The sequence below is a fragment of the Pontibacter ummariensis genome, from assembly GCF_900188175.1.
Lineage (GTDB): Bacteria > Bacteroidota > Bacteroidia > Cytophagales > Hymenobacteraceae > Pontibacter > Pontibacter ummariensis.
Genome location: NZ_FZOQ01000001.1, coordinates 402,222 through 421,741 on the forward strand (window position 1 = coordinate 402,222; position 19,520 = coordinate 421,741).

Sequence of the window (19,520 nt, forward strand, 5' to 3'; positions counted from 1 at the left end):
CATCCTAAGTAGTTTTACTATAATTTATGTGATGATGCGGGCCTGCCACTTACGTGTTACCTCCTGATTATTACCCCTTTATCCTGCCTGATATTCCATTAAATCACGTTATTGCTCTATATCTAAAGGTTAGAATAAATATATTTTTAAATATTTAAAGAACTTTTTCTAACAATTTGAAGTATATAATCACAAATATATATATTTGCATTGTTTCATATCAATTCTTAAAATCCATAAGGGATAAAGTTAATTGTCACGTACGGCGGTCCTTGTTCCATTAAAAGACGATGTAAAAATTACATACCTATAGTATTGCTATTCTAATACTATTTTGGCCTGCTTGGCCGAATGTTTAGACTTTATTATACAAAACATCGAAAAAAGGATGATTGACATCATCCTTCATGGCTGTGCTGTATTTAGTGGTGCCGAAGCAATAAAAAGTAAACGAACCTTATCATCTATCTAACATAAACTTTAGCTGAATGAATAAACTTTACATCCTGCCGGTTTTACTGCTGTGCTCTTTCTTATCCTTTGGGCAAACCAAAGGCTTGATCTATAAGCCTGCTTCTACGGCGGAGGGCAGGGCTGTACTTGATCCGAATGGAGACGGCTATACCTCTCAAACTTCTGCTGGGTTTAAGACAAACGACCGTGGGGAGAGTGAGATCCGTTACGTTCCTGCCCCGGTCCTGGTGACGGAGCCTGTACAGGATCCGCTACGCGGGCCTGGCTGTGGGTTTACAGACTTAGTGGACTCGGGTGAAGGCGACCCCTTCATGTTTTATTATGACGGTGCCAACTTTTTAGTGCGTTTCCGGCTTAATAAGACCTCGCCTAACTCTAAGGGGTACAGCGTACTGATTGACACGGATCAGAAGTTCGGCTTTAGTGGTGCCAGCCCTGATCCTAATGCGGTGGTTGGTAACCCTGGTTTTGAATTAGAGCTGGTGTTGATGACGAACCACAGTGTGAGCCTCTACGACGTAGATGGTACCACGGCACCTGTGCTTAAGGCCAGCAAAGCCTATGAGTCTCATGGCCAGAAGTCTGTTGCTTTTACCGAAGAATGCGGTGACCAGGACTACTTCTACGATTTTTATATGCCTTGGGCCGAGTTTGGTTTGTCGGCAGACACAAAGATAAGGATGGCGGCACTTAGCGTAATGAATCCGGAGCCGTCGATCGGTAACAACGCTAAGTCAGATGTTGGTGGGGTAGATGATGGAACATATGCCGGTAATTACGACAAGGCTTTCGAGGACCTTATAAACAACTATTATCCCACCTCACCTCAGGATGGTAACGCAGGCGTAAAGCCTAGGAGTCTCTGTCCGACCATTAGTGCCCCTATTTTAGTTACCTCTTCAAGTATTTCTGGTACCTCTACAGAAGCTGTTGGTGCCATTATAACTGTTTTTAAAAACAATACTGCGCTTAGCGCCACGGCAACTGTTACGGCAGGCGGCACGTGGTCTCTTCCTGTTTCAGGGCTTGCGGAAGGTGATGTGATCACTGCCTCGGCCAAGGCACCAGGGAAAGAAGAATCGGAGAGAAACTGTAGCGGGGTACTGGTTACCCAGAACTGTTCTAAACCAACCATGCCGGGTTTGTCTGCCTCAAATGGTAACAGTAATAAATATGTAACCATAAACGTACCGGTAGCAGGTACGGTAACCTTATATTTAGGGAGTGAAGTGTTGGTGTCAAAAGCAGTAGCTGCTGGCACCTATTATTATTGCCCTACTGCCGGAAGTAACCTGCTGTCAACTAGTAACTCTTGTAATGGTGGTAACAACCTGGCGGCAGGCGTGTACCGCGCTACCATTACTGTAGGAGGCTGTACTTCTAACTCAGCGTTTCTCTGCGTAAACACAACCTCTACTTCAGCTGCCCCTACGGTTAACAGTCCTATTACGACGGTATCCAGCTTTATTACCGGTAAGGCCACCCCTAACGCCCAGATTATATTAAAGGTGAACGGAGCCGAGGTAGCACAGGTAATAACAGACGCATCGGGCAATTGGTCTGCACCAGCGGCCTCACTGAACTTAAAAGCTGGCGATGAGGTAACAGCCTTTGCATTGGAAGCAGGTAAATGCCAGTCTGTGGATTCAACACCAGTAACAGTAATCATGCTGCGTTCTCTGGCGCCAGTTATTACGGGTACATACTGCGGAGCTACTAGTAACGTAACAGGTGCCTCCTCAGAGGCTGCCGGAACAACCATTACTTTATATGTAAATGGTGCAGTCGCCGGAACAACTACTACCAATGCTAACGGAAGCTGGGCTATCGCTACTGGTAGTCTTGCGGCTGGTACAAAGCTTACTGCAACGGCTACTGCGCCGGGTAAATCAGAGAGTCCTTTATCTGCTGAAGTTCTTGTTAAGAACGTTTCGAGCAGCGCCAGCATCACGATCAGTGCCTCGATAGATCCTGCCACCTCAGAAAAGTACATCCTGGAGAACGCAACCGTAATCTCCGGAACTGGTCCAGGCGAAGCCGGTATCGTCCGGTTATATGTAGATGGTGCCTTCATCGGTTCTGCTACACTGGTAGGAGGAGCCTGGTCTGTAGAGCAGAAAGACTTTCAGAACGATTTCTTCCTCTATGCGGGAGCGAACTTAACGGCCACCTTTACAGCAGAGGGCGCTTGCGAAAGTGATCCAACTCCTGCTGTGATCATTCGTTGCGTGCCCCCGGCAGAAAAAGAAATTGCCCCGACAAGCCTGACGCTATGCTCCGGTGAAACACCGGAGGTAACTGTAAAAGCATCGGAGGCACTCGTTATCTATACACTATATAATGGTACCGTTGCCATCAGTTCTCAGTTAGGCACAGGCGGCGACCTGGTATTAAAGGCTATTTCCCCGTTAACAACCACTACTGTTACCACTGTAAACTTAACAGTGGTTGCCAGGAAAATGTCTTACGTGGAGAGCGTTACCTGCGAGCAGACTTTGTCTGAGGTAGCGGTTACTTTAAATCCGAAAATTGAAAACAATACAGTTGCCCTGCCTGGTGGTGTGACTGAATTCTGTGGGGCTACGAACGTTGGTACCATCACAGGCTCAAGCCCGTCTGGTGGCAACGGGGAGTATACCTACCAGTGGCAAATCAGTGCCGACAACACTACCTGGGCAGACATTACAGGCGACACAGACGCCACAAAGAAGGACTATAACCCTGGCCTGGTGTCAACCACTACATATTTTAGAAGAAAAGCATTTAGTGGAGGATGCACTGACGCAGCTGCCCCGGCATCCATCATGGTTAAGATTAACGATACGGATGTAGAGAACTCCATTACCTATAACGGTACTTCTTCTTTCTGCGACAGCGGAGATCCTTCCGAGCTAGCAGGTAACGAGGATGCCTCTTTCGTAAGTTACCAATGGCAGCGCAGCCTGGACGGAACCAACTTTGAAAACATAGAGGGCGCGACCACAGCGAAATACGATCCCGCTGCACTCACGCAACCGACTACTTTCAGAAGGGTAACTAACAACGGTACCTGCGACAGCTATAGCAACGAGATAAAAATAGAGGTTTATCCGGCAGTAGCGAACAACAAGCTGATAGCCCCGGCAACAATTACCTTCTGCGGGCCTGCTTCTGTTGGCGAAATAGAAGGATCCATGCCTACTGAAGGAGACAATTCCTACACCTTTAAGTGGCAGCAGAGTACGGACAATGGTGTAAGCTTTACTGACATCTCGCCGGCCGTAACCACGCAGCATTACACGCCTGGAACGGTAGCTACCACGACGTATTTCAGAAGACTGGTGACAAGCGGCCCTTGTGTGGACGTGGCAAGCGATGTGGTAAAGATCACGGTTATATCCCTCGCAAAGACAACCATCAGCACCGACGAGAACAGCTTGGTAGCAGACGGCTCTAGCAGCACAACGGTACGCGTACAGCTAAAAGATGACTTCGAGACAAACGTTGTGATGGATGCCTGCGAACTTAACCTGACTACGGATAAGGGAACAATCACAGGCATTGCTTATGCTGGCGATGGCGCTTATACAGCTACTTTAACAGCCGGCACAGCAGCAGGTCTTGCCACCATTACAGGTACAGTAAATGGTGCTGCTATCACCGATGATGCGGAAGTAACTTTTGTGCCTGCCTTAAACCTGGCAACAACCACTGTTACTGCGAATCCAAGTATGCTCTATGCTGATGGTACCAGTACCTCTCTGGCTACAGTAGCCTTTAAAGACTATGCCGGAAATCCGATTACGGTGGATGCTTCGAAAGTGGTCTTGGAACTGGACGGAGTTCCAGTAACGACAGAAAATAAAGGGAACGGCGTATTTACTGCAATTGTACCAGCCCAAACTGCCCCTACTACTGTTGTGGTAACGGCTAAGCATGATGGTGTAAAAGTAAACGATGAGGCTATGGTGCTGTTTGAAACGGTGCCGGTGGTATTGCCAACGTTAAGCCTGGCAAACTCAACAGTTACTGTAAGTCCAGCACAAGTAAATGCTGACGGTGTTAGTACTGCTACAGCAGCAGTGCAGTTCAGATCAACCCTTGGCGAGAACATGACTGTGGAAGAAGAGAAAGTACAGTTGCTTTTAGACAACACAGCTGTTGCTTTCACAAACAAGGGCAACGGCTTGTTTGAGGCAGTGGTTCCAGCGAGAGTAGCGGCCGCGGTAGTAGAGGTAAGCGCCAAGTACGAGGGAGCCTTGCTGAGCAGCACAGCATCTGTGGAGTTCGTGCCGGTTGTGAACCTGGCGGCAACCGAGGTGACGGCCTCTCCGGAGGTGGTGAACGCGGACGGATCTGCCACGGCTACTGCCCGTGTTGCTTTCAAGGACCACGCGGGCAACCCGATCGCCGTGGACGCTGCCGACGTAGAGCTTCTGCTGGACAACGTAGCAGTAACAGCACAGGAAGCAGCAGCCGGCGTGTTTACGGCCACGGTTCCGGCCCGCACTGCAGCCGCTACGGTAACCATCACCGCCACTTACAAAGGAGCAACGCTGAGCGACAACGCCACGGTTGAGTTCGTTCCAACGCTGAACTTTGCGGGTACTGTTGTTACGGCTAGCCCGGAGCAGGTGAGCGCAGACGGGGTAAGCACCTCAACGGCCACCGTTAGCTTCAGGGACTATGCCGGCAACGCCATCGCCGTGGACGCCGCTGAGCTAGAGATCCTGCTGGACGGGGTAGCCGTTGCTTTCACCCCTGGTTCGGCCGGCGTATACACCGCCACTGTTCCGGCCAGAACGGCGGCAGGCACCGTGACCGTGACAGTTAGTTACAACAACACACTCGCTGCAGACAAGGCGGAAGTGGAGTTCGTGCCGGTGGCGAACCTGGCGGGCACAGTAGTGACGGCCTCTCCGGAGGTGGTGAACGCGGACGGGGTAAGCACCTCGACGGCCAGGGTGGAGTTCAAGGACTACGCAGGCAATGCGATAGCGGTAGAGGCCTCTAAGGTGGAGATACTGTTAGACGGAGAGACCGCACAAGTAACAGAAGTGTCAGCAGGAGCTTACACAGCCACAGTGCCAGCCAGAACCAAGGCCGGAACGGTGGTGGTAACAGCCAGCTATGACAATAACACTGTAACAGATGAGGCTGCCGTAACCTTTGTATCAGCCCTTAACCTTGCTGCAACAGAGGTAACAGCTTTCCCAGCCACTGTAAACGCGGATGGCGTGAGTACATCGCTTGCCCAGGTGGCCTTTAAGGACCATGCAGGAAACGGCATCTCGGTTGACGCAGCAAAAGTAAGGCTGCTGGTCGATGGGGTGGCCCTGGCAGACCTCCAGGACAAAGGAAACGGAGTGTTCACGGCGACAGTGCCAGCGAGAACTGTAGCCGGTAAAGCAGAAGTAACAGCTAACTACAACACTACTCCTGTAGCCGACAAGGCAGAAGTGGAATTCATTCCGGCGTTGAATCTATTGGCAACAACAGTGGTGGCTAGTCCCGAGCAGGTAAATGCCGATGGAGTTAGTACTGCTACGGCAACCATAACTTTTAGAGATTATGCAAACGAGGCTATTGAAGTAAACGCCGCGAAAGTAGAGATACTATTAAATGGTACGGCTGTAGTTTTCACTCCGGGGACAACAGGAGTTTATACAGCCACGGTGCCAGCCCGTACGGCAGCAGGCACGGTGACAGTAACAGTGGCGTATGACAATGTCCTGGTTGCGGACAACGCTACTGTAGAGTTCATCTCAACAGTAAACCTGGCCGCAACAGAGGTAACAGTTTCGCCGGAAAGAGTAAGCGCTGACGGAGTTGCCACAGCTACTGCAAGGGTCGTGTTTAAAGACTATGCAGGTAACAGCATAGCAACAGACGCTTCTAACGTGGCGCTGTTATTAGACGGAATCGCCGTAGAAGCAACAGCCAAGGGCGACGGCGTGTTCGAGGCCACAGTTCCGGCCAGAACAGTAGCTGCGACGGTAGAGGTGACAGCCAGATACGAGGGCGAGCCTGTAGGGGCTCAGCCTACAGTTGAGTTCGTTCCAGTGGTAAACCTGGCGGGCACAGTAGTGACGGCCTCGCCGGAGGTAGTGAGCGCGGACGGGGTAAGCACATCGACAGCCAGGGTAGCGTTCAAGGACTACGCAGGCAACCCGATCGCGGTGGACGCTGCGAAAGTGGAGATACTGTTGGACGGAGAGGCTGTACAAGTAACGGAGGTGTCTGCCGGCGTTTACACAGCGGTAGTTGAAGGTAGAACCTCAGCGGCAGTTGTGGAAGTGGCAGCGAGATATGAGGGAACGGCGCTGACAGACAAAGCGGAGGTTGAGTTTGTCCCTGTGGTGAATCTGGCGGCTACGGAGGTAAGCGCTTCGCCTACCATCGTTAACGCTGACGGCGTGAGCACCTCCACGGCAACCGTTACCTTTAGAGATTACGCAGGGAAAGGCATCTCGGTAGAAGCCTCCAAAGTGGAACTGCTATTAGACGGAGTGGGAGTTAACCTAACACCAAGTGGAACGGGAGTATTTGAGGCAGTGGTTCCAGCGAGAGTAGCGGCCGCGGTAGTAGAGGTAAGCGCCAAGTACGAGGGAGCCTTGCTGAGCAGCACAGCCTCTGTGGAGTTCGTGCCGGTGGTGAACCTGGCGGCAACCGAGGTGACGGCCTCTCCGGAGGTGGTGAACGCGGACGGATCTGCCACGGCTACTGCCCGTGTTGCTTTCAAGGACTACGCGGGCAACCCGATCGCCGTGGACGCTGCCGACGTAGAGCTTCTGCTGGATAACGTAGCAGTAACAGCACAGGAAGCAGCAGCCGGCGTGTTTACGGCCACGGTTCCGGCCCGCACTGCAGCCGCTACGGTAACCATCACCGCCACTTACAAAGGAGCAACGCTGAGCGACAACGCCACGGTTGAGTTCGTTCCAACGCTGAACTTTGCGGGTACTGTTGTTACGGCTAGCCCGGAGCAGGTGAGCGCAGACGGGGTAAGCACCTCAACGGCCACCGTTAGCTTCAGGGACTATGCCGGCAACGCCATCGCCGTGGACGCTGCTGAGTTAGAGATCCTGCTGGACGGGGTAGCCGTTGCTTTCACCCCTGGTTCGGCCGGCGTATACACCGCCACTGTTCCGGCCAGAACGGCGGCAGGCACCGTGACCGTGACAGTTAGTTACAACAACACACTTGCTGCAGACAAGGCGGAAGTGGAGTTCGTGCCAGTGCTAGACCTGCGACTTGCTACAGTTACAGCCAACCCAACTACAGTAGTAGCTGACGGAGTAAGCGTGTCTGTGATCACAGTGCAGTTAAAAGATGCAGACGGTAACAATTTCGCGACAAACCTTCCTGTTTCCATCACCAGCAGTTTCGGAGCACTAAGTGCTGTAACTAATAATGGAAATGGCAACTACAGTGCTACACTTAGTTCTGCTGCAATAGGTAAAGCTACCATTGTGGCGCAGGTAGGAACTGAGCAGCTGTCTCCTAAGCCAGAGGTAACCTTTGTTGCAGGTAGTGCAAGCGAGGCAAATACTACCATCATCGCCTCGAAATCTTCTATCCCTGCAGATGGCGTAAGTACTTCAATCATTACCGTGACCTTGTTTGATGCACAAGGCCATCGAATCAGAACCGGGGGCCACACAGTTACACTGGCAACTACCTTAGGTACACTGGGTGCCATTACCGACCATAACAACGGTACGTACACAGCGGTGCTCTCCTCAGGGGTAACAAGCGGAACAGCAGTAGTAAGTGGTACGGTAAATGGAGTCGCCATCAACAGCACGGCAAGCGTCAACTTTACGACACTGCCAGTTGCAAACGAGGCACCAATAGCGGTTAACGACACTTACACAGTAAATAACCACGAGAAGCTAACTGGTAACGTGCTTCTGAACGACAGCGACCCAGATGGTGACCCATTAGCGGTGAAACTGGCGCTGGTACGCCAGCCGATCTTTGGAAGCGTGATCATGAAGGCCGACGGTAGCTTTACCTACACACCTAACAAAGGATACAGAGGAGAAGACAGCTTCGTGTATGAAGTGTGTGACAATGGCGATCCGGCTAAGTGTGCACAGGCAACGGTTACTATCCAGGTGAAGCAAGGTCAGCTGTTTATACCGGAAGGCTTCTCGCCAGACTGGGATGGTGTAAACGATGTGTTCGTGCTCTACGGTGCAGAAGAGTATAAGGTATCGCTGAAAGTGTTTAACCGATGGGGAGACATTGTATACGAGAACGACCACTACCAGAACGATTGGGACGGTACAGCTAATAAAGGTCTTGTGATCGGAGACAAGCTTCCGGAAGGTACTTACTTCTACGTGATCGATCTGAACAACGGAGAGAAACCAAGAAGACACTCCCTCATCATTAGAAGAAAATAAATAACAGATAGCACAGCTGGCAGGAAGCAGAAGCGCCCTGCCAGCTACTGCTAATAAAACTTTATACCTTATGAAAAATCTTTTACGCAAGATTAGCCTGTTTGCTGGAATTCTGATGATGGTGTCAGGAGCCGCCTTCGCGCAGCAAGAGGCCATGTACTCCCAGTATATGTTCAATGGACTGGTGTTGAACCCCGCTTATGCCGGAAGCCACGAAGGTCTTAGCGTGGCAGCGCTTTACCGCAACCAGTGGGTAGGGGTAGAGGGGGCACCTGTTTCGCAGTCTTTGTCAGTGCACGCTCCGCTGAAGAAAGACAATGTAGCACTTGGTCTGTCTATTGTGAATGACCGGATCGGCGTTACCAACACCCTGAGCATGAACGGTATCTACGCCTTCCGCATCGAAATGGAGTCAGGTGTGCTGTCGATGGGATTGCAGGCAGGGCTTGCCAGATTGCAAGCCGATTACACTAAAGTTGCGCTAAACCCTCAGGGGGCACCAGATGTTCAGTTCAGCGAGGTGCAAAACTACCTCATGTTTAACTTTGGTAACGGCGTTTACTATTACAGCGACAAGTTTTATGCGGGTGTGTCTTCACCTAATCTGTTCAGAACCAGGCTAGCTGGTGGCGACTTCAGAAGCAAGACAACTGGCGAAGAGGAGGAGGGCTCTCTGCCGCAGCACGCTCGCCACTTTTTCCTAAGCACAGGGTATACGTTTAACCTTAGCGAGCATGTGCAGGTAAAACCGTCGACCCTTATAAAAGTAGCCCAAGGTGCACCGGTGCAGTTCGACATCAACACCAATGTGTGGCTGAACGATTTCTTTGGTGTTGGGGCTTCTTACCGTTCCAACAACACCCTGATAGGTTTAGCAGAGGTTAAGGTGGGCAAACAGTTTAGAGTAGGCTATGCCTATGACCATTCCGTGTCTGATATAAGCCAATACACGGCTAACACCCACGAAGTAATGCTGCGTTTTGATATGCTCCCGAGAGCAAAGGGAGAGGTTCCTGAGAAGCTGTACTAAGGGTAGGCGGAGCCGGTGGGCGAGGTCGCAAATTGTTGGCAAAGAGCTGAAGTGTTGATAACCCGGTGGGGAACTTGTCTATAAACAACTGCCGGGGAGTGGCTAAAAGCTTGTATTTTTGCCACTCATTTTATACAACCACAGATTACCATGCATATTGCGATCGTCGGCAACATTGGGGCTGGCAAAACCACCCTGGCCACTAAGCTGTCTCAGCACTTTAAGTGGGACTTGTACCTGGAGGCAGTGGAGAACAACCCTTACCTGAAGGATTTTTATGAGGATATGGAGCGATGGGCTTTTCACCTGCAGGTGTTTTTCCTGAACAGCCGCTTTAACCAGGTGCAGCAGATTCAGAGCAGCAGCCGGAGCGTGATACAGGACCGTACGATTTATGAGGATGCCCATATCTTTGCCAAGAACCTGCATCAGTCCAATCTCATGAGTACGCGCGACTATGAGAACTACCTGGCCCTGTTTCAGTCTATGATCAGCATGGTGAAGGCTCCGGATCTAATGATCTACCTGAAAGCGGACCTGCCCAAGCTGATTGGCCAGATCGAAAAGCGTAACCGCGATTACGAAAGCAGTATCAGCATTAACTACCTGCGTAACCTGAACGAGCACTATAATACCTGGATGAGCACTTACAACCAGGGCAAATTGCTGACGATTGATGTGAACAGCCTGGATTTTGTTGCTAACCCGGAGGATTTGGGTACGATCATTGAAAAGATACAGGGAGAACTATTCGGCCTGTTTTAAACGGTACTACGACATGATGAAAGGCAGCGCTGCTACATAAGCAGCGCTGCCTTTTTTTATAACCTACCCTGCTGCTGTGCCCCCACAGCGTTCCCATAACTGTGCCTTTCTCAATAGCTGTTCGCGTCTTTTGCTTTAGATAGGCGGGTAGTGCCTGTTCTCTTTGTTCTTGTTGTTTAGATTGGATGAAAAAATTAAATAAAAAGTTAATATAATGCAATATAATCTTTTGTTTATATATAAAAGTCTTTAACTTTGATATTGTAATAGATTAATATTGAATATCAATCAAAACCAAACAACATAAAACTAAAATGGTAAAACTGACAAAAACGCTCAGCCTAGGCCTCTGCGCCCTTATGTTCCTGTTCTCCTGCTCGAAAGAAATGGAGGAGGTAAGCCCTTCGGCTACTTTAAATGATACGGCTACTGATGCAGCTAAAAACGCTACTCTTACGGAACCTAATCCTTTCACCTTTTCCGCTATTAGCACCAATGACAATGGCAAAACCTGGTATTTCACTGTTACAAATAATGGTGACAGCAATAGTGGCCCAAACAAAGTATTGCTTGGGCTGCTTGATTGTGAACTAAAACCCATTATGCTCTCTACTGCTAACGTGGTGGCATTATCATTGCAGCCATTAGATGGCAATCCCAAGGCTTTGGACCTTTCATTTGACAAAGGCCTCTGTAAAGATGCAATAACATCTAGTTCCGTTAGCTTTACAGGTCTTGGGAATGGCCTGCGAGGTGGTGAAACATTAACTTTTATTCTTACCCTTAATTCTGCTGTTCAAGTAACTAGCGCGAAGGTTGGTCTTCAAATAGCCAATAACTGCTTATCAGCCACATTAAATGGTCCTGGCTGTCAGGAAGAAGAAACATACTGTGGTTTAGGCCAGGGATATTTTCATGATCCCAAAAAATGGCCTGTACAAGAAGTAACAATCGGGGGAGAGACTTATTCAGTTGATGATGCGGTTACTTTGATGACTAGTGATAAGAAATATGGCGGCAAAGAGAATGGCAAAGGAGGAATTGAGGTTTCTAAGAAAGCTTTCTCTCAAGGTGTTACACTGCTTTTAAACTACAAGCTGGGTAATATTCCTGAAACAGTGCTTGCTGAAGAACTAGCAGATATCGAAGCGTTTTTGGCCACTTTAGATAAGTTATTAGTTGATAACCTTACTGCTAGTGATAAAAATGATCCATTGGCTGTTGCTGCTAATGATGCTGCAGGAAGAATAGGTGATTGGATGGATGTAAATAACTGTGAAGAAGAAAACTAGAGAGTAGTAGTAGTTAATTTATTTACAAAAGAGATGGAGTTAGGATGCTTCATCTCTTTCTTTTTATTAGGGGTTTACGCAAATGATATGCAAGGCTTCTTAAAAAAAGGTTGTGTTGTAGCTCATTACATAGCTTAATATTCAAATTTCCCCACGTCCCAAATTTTATTATCTTCCCTATCAAACCAAACGAATAAACATGAGACCACGCCATATCCTATTTGCCTCGGCACTAGCAGCGGCTACTTTTAGCTGCACGACCAAAACGACAGAAGATGAAACGACTGCAACGGCCGTGCAGGCAGATGACAGCCTGCAGCAGAAGCTGGACATGTACACCAACGTGCGCCTGACCTCTGACCTGAGCAAGCTTACGGAGAAGGAGAAGCAGATGATTCCGCTGTTAATAGAAGCCGCCGATATCATGAATGGCCTGTTCTGGTATGAGGCGTATGGCAAAAGCGATTCACTTCTGGCTGCCCTGGATAGTGACCCGGCAAAGCGCTTTGTGAACATTAACTATGGCCCTTGGGACCGCCTGAATAATAATGAGCCTTTTATTGCCGGGGTAGGACCTAAGCCGGAGGGAGCGAACTTCTACCCGGAGGACATGACGAAGGAGGAGTTTGAACAGGCCAACCTGCCAGACAAAGCCAGTCAGTACACCTTCCTGCGCCGCGACGAGAGTGGAAAGCTGATCACGGTGCCCTACCACGTGCAGTTTAAGGAGGAAGTAACGCGGGCGGCAGACCTCTTACGGCAGGCGGCTAACCTGGCCGAGGAGCCAGGGCTGAAAAAGTACCTGAACCTGCGGGCAGAGGCGCTGCTTACTGACAACTACCAGCCAAGCGACCTGGCCTGGATGGACATGAAGAACAACACCATTGACGTGGTGATAGGGCCGATAGAAACTTACGAGGACAAGCTGTTCGGCTATAAGGCAGCGCATGAAGCGTACGTGCTGGTAAAAGACCAGGAGTGGAGCGAGCGCCTGGCAAAATACGCTGCTTTTCTGCCGGAGCTACAACGCGGCTTGCCCGTGGCTGGCAAGTACAAAACCGAGACACCGGGTACAGACTCTGACCTGAACGCCTATGATGTGGTGTATTATGCTGGTGACAGTAATGCCGGTAGCAAGACCATCGCCATCAACCTGCCGAATGATGAAGAGGTGCAACTGAAAAAGGGTACCCGCAGGCTGCAGCTCAAAAACGCCATGCGTGCCAAGTTCGATAAGATCATGGAACCTATCGCGGAGGAGCTCATTGTGGAGGACCAGCAGGAAAACGTTACGTTTGATGCTTTTTTTGCCAACACCATGTTCCATGAGGTAGCCCACGGGCTGGGTATTAAGAACACGGTGAACGGAAAGGGAACTGTGCGTGAAGCCCTGAAAGAGCATGCCTCTGCCCTGGAGGAGGGAAAAGCCGACATCCTGGGCTTGTACATGATCACGCAGTTGCACGAGAAAGGCGAACTGGAAGGAGACCTGGAGGATTACTATACCACCTTCCTGGCGGGCATCTTCCGTTCGGTTCGCTTTGGGGCCGCCAGTGCACATGGCCAAGCCAACATGGTGCGCTTCAACTTCTTTAAAGAGAACGGAGCCTTTGAGCGCGACGAGGCTACAGGCAAGTACCGGGTAAACTACGAGAAGATGCGCGAGGCCATGAACAAGCTGTCTGAGAAGATCCTGACCTTACAGGGGGAAGGTGACTATGCGGGGGTAGGGGAACTGCTGGAAAAGCAAGGGCAGGTTAGCCCGCAGCTGCAGGCAGACCTCGACCGCCTGGCCCAAGCCAACATACCTGTGGACATTGTGTTTGAGCAGGGGGTAGACGTACTGGGGCTTTAGAAGGAGTAGCTGCGTTTAACAGAAAGAACAGATTCAGCGGCTTGTTTTTGCAAAATTATCAGGAATAGACAATAAGGCTGCCGAAAAGATAAGTAATGGCGTGTAAAAGCACTTATTTCTTAGTAAAGGGGCAACACATTTTTGGTGTAGCCCCTTTATTTTTTAGCAGGTACTGATGCTTTACCTGTTGTTATGAAGCTGCTGTTATAGAACCTAAAACTTAAGTGCTCGCATAGGAGTATGTTAGGGATGGTAATTAATTATGCGTCAATATTTTAAGAGAGAAACCAGCAATGAAAAGCTTTTATGAATTTAACAGAAATAGTCTGCAGGAGCGTCTGGAGCAATATAAACTGTATCCCGAAATGGCACTGTTCCATATAGCCCTACGCGAGGAGATGGGAGAGGAAGAGTACCAGGCGTTTTACTGCGCAGAAAGGGAAGCCCAGAAACTTGGTGCTCCGTTGTTATATCAAAATGTGAGAGAATGGACGGCTGCCTGAGAGTTTGCTTTAGCTTGTTTAAAAGCAGAAAAGGCCATTGACGCGCTCAATTGCCTTTTCTGCTTTTAAAGGCCCTTCTATTCTATAACTGTTGCAGTACTAATGCTGCCCCTTCTTCTCCAACCAGCGAACCAATGGCAATCCCCATGCCGCTCAGTCGTATAGAGCAGCTAATCCGCTCGGATACCTTTTGAACAATAGTGGTCTTCTCAGCCCCCATGCCCATGATGCCGCTCCACCGGTGGGCTACCTCAAACGGTGTATCCGGAAGGATAATTTGGCGCAGCAGTTCCTCCAGCCTTTGCTGTACCACTGCGGTAAGGCCAAACTCAGTTGTTTCCTCTGCTTTGATGTCTAGGTTCCGGCCGCCGCCAAAAAGTACCCGGTTGCCGACGTTCCGGAAGTAATAGTAGCCTTTATCGTAGTGAAACGTGCCTTTTAGCTTAAGGCCTGGAATCGGTTCGGTGATGAGCACCTGGGCCCGGGCAGGGACGATAGAAAGCTGCGGCAGGAGCTTACGGGCAAAGCCGTTTGTCGCTACCAGGGCGGCGCGCGCTTCAATCGTAAGCCCTTGTGCCGTAGTAGCCGCTATTCCCTTCCCGTTGTCCTGTAGCTGCAAGACCTCGATACCGTTTAAGACCAGCACCCCCTCTGCCTGTACTTTCTGCGTGAGCGCCAGGATCATCCTGCCTGTGTCGATCTGGCCTTCGGCGATACTCTCTATCAAACGTTTAACCCCTTTAAAGCCAAAACTGGCGATCTTTTCATCGGCAGGCCGATACACGTTTGGCTCGCCCATGATCTTTTCCAGTTGCTTGTTCAGATAGGGGAGGGCTTCCTGGCACTGTTCGTATAGTTCATGCTGGTGTGGCTCAAACAGTTCGTAACCTCCCCAGCGGTGATAGTCGATGGCCTGGTCGCCCAGGTTCTGACGTAAACGCTGTAAGCCTTTCCAACGGCGTGCTACCTGCTGAAAGACGGCTTCCTCTGAAAGGTGGGCCAGGTCTTCCAATAACTCTGAGGGGCTGCCGAAGCAGGCAAAGCCGGCATTCTTAGAACTGGCACCTGTAGGAAGCAGGCCCCGCTCCACCACCATCACTTTCAGCTTTGGCTGGGTCTTTTTAAGGTGTAGCGCAGCATTGAGGCCTACAATGCCACTGCCTACAATAAGTACATCAATGTTGCTGAAATAGCTGTCGCGCTCCCAGTAGCTTAACTGCATGCTTAATCGTCTTGTCGGGTGTACTCGTGCTTGTAGTTGCGGGCCGTTGCCTCATCCATTAGTTCAAAGTGGGTAAGCATGATCTCTCTTTCCCCGCGGTTCAGCCCCCTGACAAAAACACCTGCAGGTGTTTCATAAACAGAGTAGTTATGCTTGCCGAAAGGGTAGAGGTTGTTGCTCTTAAGGGTAGTAGCGTTCGTCAGGTCCACCTGCTGCCCACCGGTAGTAGTTACAATAAACTTATGCTTGTTCGTCATAGGTGCAATCTAGTAAAATTCGACTTAAAATGGCGCTCACTTCCTCTGCCCGGTTCATGACCATCAGATGTTCCCCGCCTTTTATCTTGATGATATCGGGCCTGTCATACAGGGGGAGTACCAGGTCAGCAGTGCCGTGCAGTTGCACAAGGCCCGGTACTACTTTCGCTTGTTGCCAGTTCAGCAGCTGTGTAAGTGCCCAACGCAGGAACAGCTCGTCCATGTCGAGGATCACACGCTTCAGCAGTTTCTTCTCAGGCCTAGTGTGCGCCCCGAAAAAAGGGGGAGCAAGCGGATAGCCGCTTTGCATTAGCCTGAAGGGCACCCGCTTTTGTAATTTCAGCTTTCCTGCCATACGGTAATACCAGGGCAGGGCGTGGCGGGTGGCTAAGCTGGAGATAAGGATAAGTTTCCGGGGCTTCAGAACCTTGGCCAGTTCAATGGCTACTATACCACCAAAAGAAAGGCCTATCAGGATGGGGGCCGGGTCCTGGATCTGCACCCGGAGCCGCTGCACAAAAGAAGACAAGGGTTCATTCACATCCGTTGGGGCTATCCAATGTACATGTTGCTGCGCCAGGTACCTGGGCAGTTTCAGGAACTGAAACATGCGCCAGTCGGCTCCTAAGCCGCTGATAAAGTAGATCGTGCTCATAGCTAGCCTATACGTGATATGGCGGGAGTATTTTAAAAACTGCTCATGCAGAAGGGACAGACTTTAACGGAGTCCTAAACGATAAAAGCCATAATGCCTCTTTGGGGCGTGTAGCAGGGAAAACGGCCATTCTCTGTTAATCTTATTTTCGGGCTTGTTCGCGGAAGAAATACACCAGTTGGTATAAAAGGGTAGTAAAGCATGCAACAGTACTTTGCTATGCATAGTACTGTATAGTATATTTGCAATAACAAAATGATGTAAAACATATAAATGATAAAGCTATGAAAATCTTAATTGTTCTTTTCGCCTCTTTTTTTGGTTTTGGTTTAGCTGTGCAGGAAACAGTAAGTGTAGATAAGCCAGCAGAAGTAATAACAGTAAAGTCAAACGTTCCTGCAACAGAAGTGGAGCGACCCGTTATGGACGTGATGCTGGATACAGTGGAAATATCCGTAGTAGCGCCTGCTGCCATTGCTGCAAAGTAAAAGGCAGCTGAGGATAGGGCATTTGCTACTAATCCTCAGCTGCCGGCTGGCAGCGCTTATCTTTGCCTGCATAAATGGCAGGCCTTCAGGTCACCCCAATGCTAAAAAGCTCTCCTGGAGCTTTGCAGCAAGTTGTTGTTACAGGAGCCTGATTTCTTGCGGCAGCTGCCATTAACTTGCTTCGCCAGAGGCCTTACAGGCAAGCAGCCACTCCTCGGCAGCGCTTCTGTCCTGAAAGTTGTACGTCTGCAAGTCTGGGATGCTACGGGTATAAAGGTCCCTGGCCGACAGCATGCTAAACATGTTATTGGAGTAGACATGGGCAACACAGCGAAGCCCGGCCTTTACTGCTTTAGGGAACCACTCAAACTCCAGCCAGTCGTTGGCCTCTGACCAATCGCCTGTAGCTCCCGTCTTATCGTTCAGCAACTTGGGGCTGTCTGAGTTACGCAAAAGTGCCAGATAAACTTTAGAAGCCGTGATCACATCATCCGCGGTAAGATGCCCCGACCACTTCGCCTCTATATATCCAGGGTGAAGCATGATGGTAACAAAGGTACCGCCTCCCAGGTCCGTAAGCAGTACTGGATCCGGCCAGGCGGCTATCAGGTCACTAAATTCTGTGTAATAGGTTTCCATGCATGCGCGCGTAAGTGGAAGAGTCGCCTTAATGCAATTATTAGGTGAGGTTTGCAAGACTTGTACGGGTGTTGGGGCAAAAAGGAGGCGCCAAGGGGAGATAATCTGTACAACACACCCTCCATGAACCGGAATAGGCAGCGTCACGCGTCAGTAAAGGAGAGTCTAAGCTTCAGGGTACCAGAGAAGACTTGTTTCAGAAATAAAATAACTTAAATAGATAAGGCAGGTTAGCGCCAGGAGCTAGTCCAGCACGCGAACGGCCTTCGCATACCCTTCCATAGGGGACTCCAGAATACCCTCCTCAAACCAAATATGTACTTCACTGCCTACCCTTACCTGTGCCAGGGGCAGTTCCTCTCCTGTTGCATTTTCGAGTAAGGTGTTTTCATCTATCCTGATAATAGCCGCCGGGTAGTCTGCTGCAATGCCTTCCATGGCCTTTACTTGTACTGTTGCCAGGATGGCATCAATTTTAGCAGACCGCTCGACCTCGGAGACACTGCCGTGCACATCCGGAAGGGTGGTAGGGATGCGTTTCGGTTCATCTCCTCCGCAAGCGCAGGCTAACAGGAGGAGTATCAGGTACCAATAAGATATTTTTATAGGCTTTGTAATCATTCGTTTTATAAGGTGGGAGTTTCCTCATTTGTGGCCAGGGTGAGCAGGGTGCCTTGCCCGCTCATTTGGTCTTGCTGCCCTCTTAATGCTTTGGCGTTTGTGATTTAAACCAAATGATACCAATAATAAGGGCAATCGCTAGTACAATTAACAACATCAGAGTCATAAGCTTTCTTTTTTTTAGAGTTAAGGTGTTGAGTATTGTACTAAATAAAAAGCCCTCATGTTGCAACGCGTTACAACATGAGGGGGCCTGGTACAAACTAAGTTGTCCTTTTCTCAGGCCACGCGCAAAAACGAGTCGCCTTGCAGTGCCTTGCGAATGCGGGGCTCTGCTTCGTAATAAGACAGAAAATCACCACGACGGCAAACCTTAGCCTGAGGCTCTTGCATGAGTACCACTTTAGCTCGCTTGCCAACCGTTATCACACCAATTCCGCGGCGCTGGCAGGTATCCAGCAGGTGCTGGGCCAGCCCATTTTGGCGAAACGTAAGGCTGCTAATGGAAATGCCCAGCCACTGCTCATTAGCGGGCAGCTTCCTTACCTCGTCTACCATGGCCGTGATCTTGTTTTGAAGATACCGTTTCTCCAGGAGGGAGTGTAGCAGAAAGGTAGTAATAGCAACCAGGACCGGAAGTAGCGTGAAGGCTAGCCAATGACCGAGCTGCAAACCCATATAAACAGTGCCTGCCATAAACAAGGTACCTGTGACATAGCGCAGTTTACTGAGCCCACGTTTTTTGTAGCGCTTGAGCAACATAGCGATGCTTTTAGACGCCCTGGTGTGAAGGGAGGCAGTAAGAACACTCTTATCAGAGTTCATGAAGGAAAAAAGACCATCGGCCACAGCGCCTTCCTTCGTCTTCTCTGCCTTATCAACTGTTAGCGTCTTAATGTCCTGGCGCTTCTGGTAGTACGCGCGCAAGTAATCGTAAGCGAAATCTTCGATGTTGCTTTCTTGTGCAGTCGGCATGTTTCTCAATGTTAGAGGAGACCAGCAGTGTTGTTACAGCAGCAAGCAAAGAGAAGGAGGCTTCCCATACTATCTGTTACAGCAACATCAGTCAGTTCCGAGTTCGAAATTTAGCAAGAAAAATTTGAGTTATTCTTGTACGTTGTCAAAATTATTTAGTTAACCCTGTAAATCATACTGTTAATGGTGTTGTTTTGTTATCAATAATGATTTGGATTTGATGTGGTAACAGAGATCGGTTTGAGCTAAAAAGTTTAATGTATTTTTGTACAGGCAATACCGTTTATTCGGCATTTTTGGGTTGTTTGTACGCCTCAAACGCCTTTCTGTCCAAGGTATTCGGGGTGGTCTGTT

General features: G+C 49.6%; 13 protein-coding genes. 7 read left to right on the forward strand and 6 right to left on the reverse strand.

Features of this window, described 5'->3' with window-relative positions; all coding sequences use genetic code 11:
- Positions 1-488: 488 nt before the first annotated feature.
- From CHB92_RS01735 to CHB92_RS01760, 6 genes are all read left to right on the forward strand, one after another.
- Entirely contained in the window at positions 489-8,864 is an 8,376-nt protein-coding gene (locus CHB92_RS01735; protein WP_089317424.1) for an invasin domain 3-containing protein, read from the forward strand.
- Between the two features lie 70 nt (positions 8,865-8,934).
- Positions 8,935-9,894, forward strand: a complete 960-nt coding sequence (locus CHB92_RS01740) for a PorP/SprF family type IX secretion system membrane protein (protein ID WP_089317425.1) — start codon at positions 8,935-8,937, stop codon at positions 9,892-9,894.
- Between the two features lie 150 nt (positions 9,895-10,044).
- The gene (locus CHB92_RS01745; RefSeq protein WP_089317426.1) at positions 10,045-10,659 is read left to right on the forward strand and encodes a deoxynucleoside kinase; all 615 of its coding nucleotides are present in this window, start codon (positions 10,045-10,047) and stop codon (positions 10,657-10,659) included.
- Between the two features lie 314 nt (positions 10,660-10,973).
- Complete coding sequence (locus CHB92_RS01750; protein WP_089317427.1) at positions 10,974-11,951, forward strand: hypothetical protein; 978 nt, start codon at positions 10,974-10,976, stop codon at positions 11,949-11,951.
- Between the two features lie 199 nt (positions 11,952-12,150).
- On the forward strand, positions 12,151-13,806 hold the full coding sequence (locus CHB92_RS01755; protein WP_089317428.1) for a dipeptidyl-peptidase 3 family protein: 1,656 nt from the start codon (positions 12,151-12,153) through the stop codon (positions 13,804-13,806).
- A gap of 293 nt (positions 13,807-14,099) precedes the next feature.
- Positions 14,100-14,309: a hypothetical protein gene (locus CHB92_RS01760; protein ID WP_089317429.1), complete on the forward strand. Its 210-nt coding sequence runs from the start codon at positions 14,100-14,102 to the stop codon at positions 14,307-14,309.
- An 82-nt stretch (positions 14,310-14,391) separates the two neighbouring features.
- Here CHB92_RS01760 and CHB92_RS01765 read toward each other — a convergent pair whose 3' ends face one another.
- Genes CHB92_RS01765 through CHB92_RS01775 form a run of 3 tightly spaced genes read right to left on the reverse strand, consistent with a single transcriptional unit; the run spans position 14,392 to position 16,443 of the window.
- Positions 14,392-15,531 carry an NAD(P)/FAD-dependent oxidoreductase gene (locus tag CHB92_RS01765; protein ID WP_089317430.1) on the reverse strand — a complete coding sequence of 380 codons (1,140 nt, stop codon included), beginning with the start codon at positions 15,529-15,531 and terminating at the stop codon, positions 14,392-14,394.
- A gap of 2 nt (positions 15,532-15,533) precedes the next feature.
- The gene (locus CHB92_RS01770; RefSeq protein WP_089317431.1) at positions 15,534-15,788 is read right to left on the reverse strand and encodes a hypothetical protein; all 255 of its coding nucleotides are present in this window, start codon (positions 15,786-15,788) and stop codon (positions 15,534-15,536) included.
- Entirely contained in the window at positions 15,772-16,443 is a 672-nt protein-coding gene (locus tag CHB92_RS01775; RefSeq protein ID WP_089317432.1) for an alpha/beta hydrolase, read from the reverse strand. Before CHB92_RS01775 ends, CHB92_RS01770 begins: the two co-directional genes overlap by 17 nt.
- Positions 16,444-16,727: 284 nt before the next feature.
- On the opposite strand from CHB92_RS01775, the gene CHB92_RS01780 reads away from it, so the two are divergent.
- Complete coding sequence (locus CHB92_RS01780) at positions 16,728-16,931, forward strand: hypothetical protein (protein WP_089317433.1); 204 nt, start codon at positions 16,728-16,730, stop codon at positions 16,929-16,931.
- 171 nt (positions 16,932-17,102) lie between these two features.
- Here CHB92_RS01780 and CHB92_RS01785 read toward each other — a convergent pair whose 3' ends face one another.
- From CHB92_RS01785 to CHB92_RS01795, 3 genes are all read right to left on the reverse strand, one after another.
- The gene (locus CHB92_RS01785) at positions 17,103-17,570 is read right to left on the reverse strand and encodes an STAS/SEC14 domain-containing protein (protein ID WP_245842243.1); all 468 of its coding nucleotides are present in this window, start codon (positions 17,568-17,570) and stop codon (positions 17,103-17,105) included.
- Between the two features lie 243 nt (positions 17,571-17,813).
- Positions 17,814-18,191, reverse strand: a complete 378-nt coding sequence (locus tag CHB92_RS01790; protein WP_089317434.1) for a hypothetical protein — start codon at positions 18,189-18,191, stop codon at positions 17,814-17,816.
- A gap of 279 nt (positions 18,192-18,470) precedes the next feature.
- The gene (locus tag CHB92_RS01795) at positions 18,471-19,166 is read right to left on the reverse strand and encodes a hypothetical protein (protein ID WP_089317435.1); all 696 of its coding nucleotides are present in this window, start codon (positions 19,164-19,166) and stop codon (positions 18,471-18,473) included.
- Positions 19,167-19,520 lie beyond the last annotated feature (354 nt).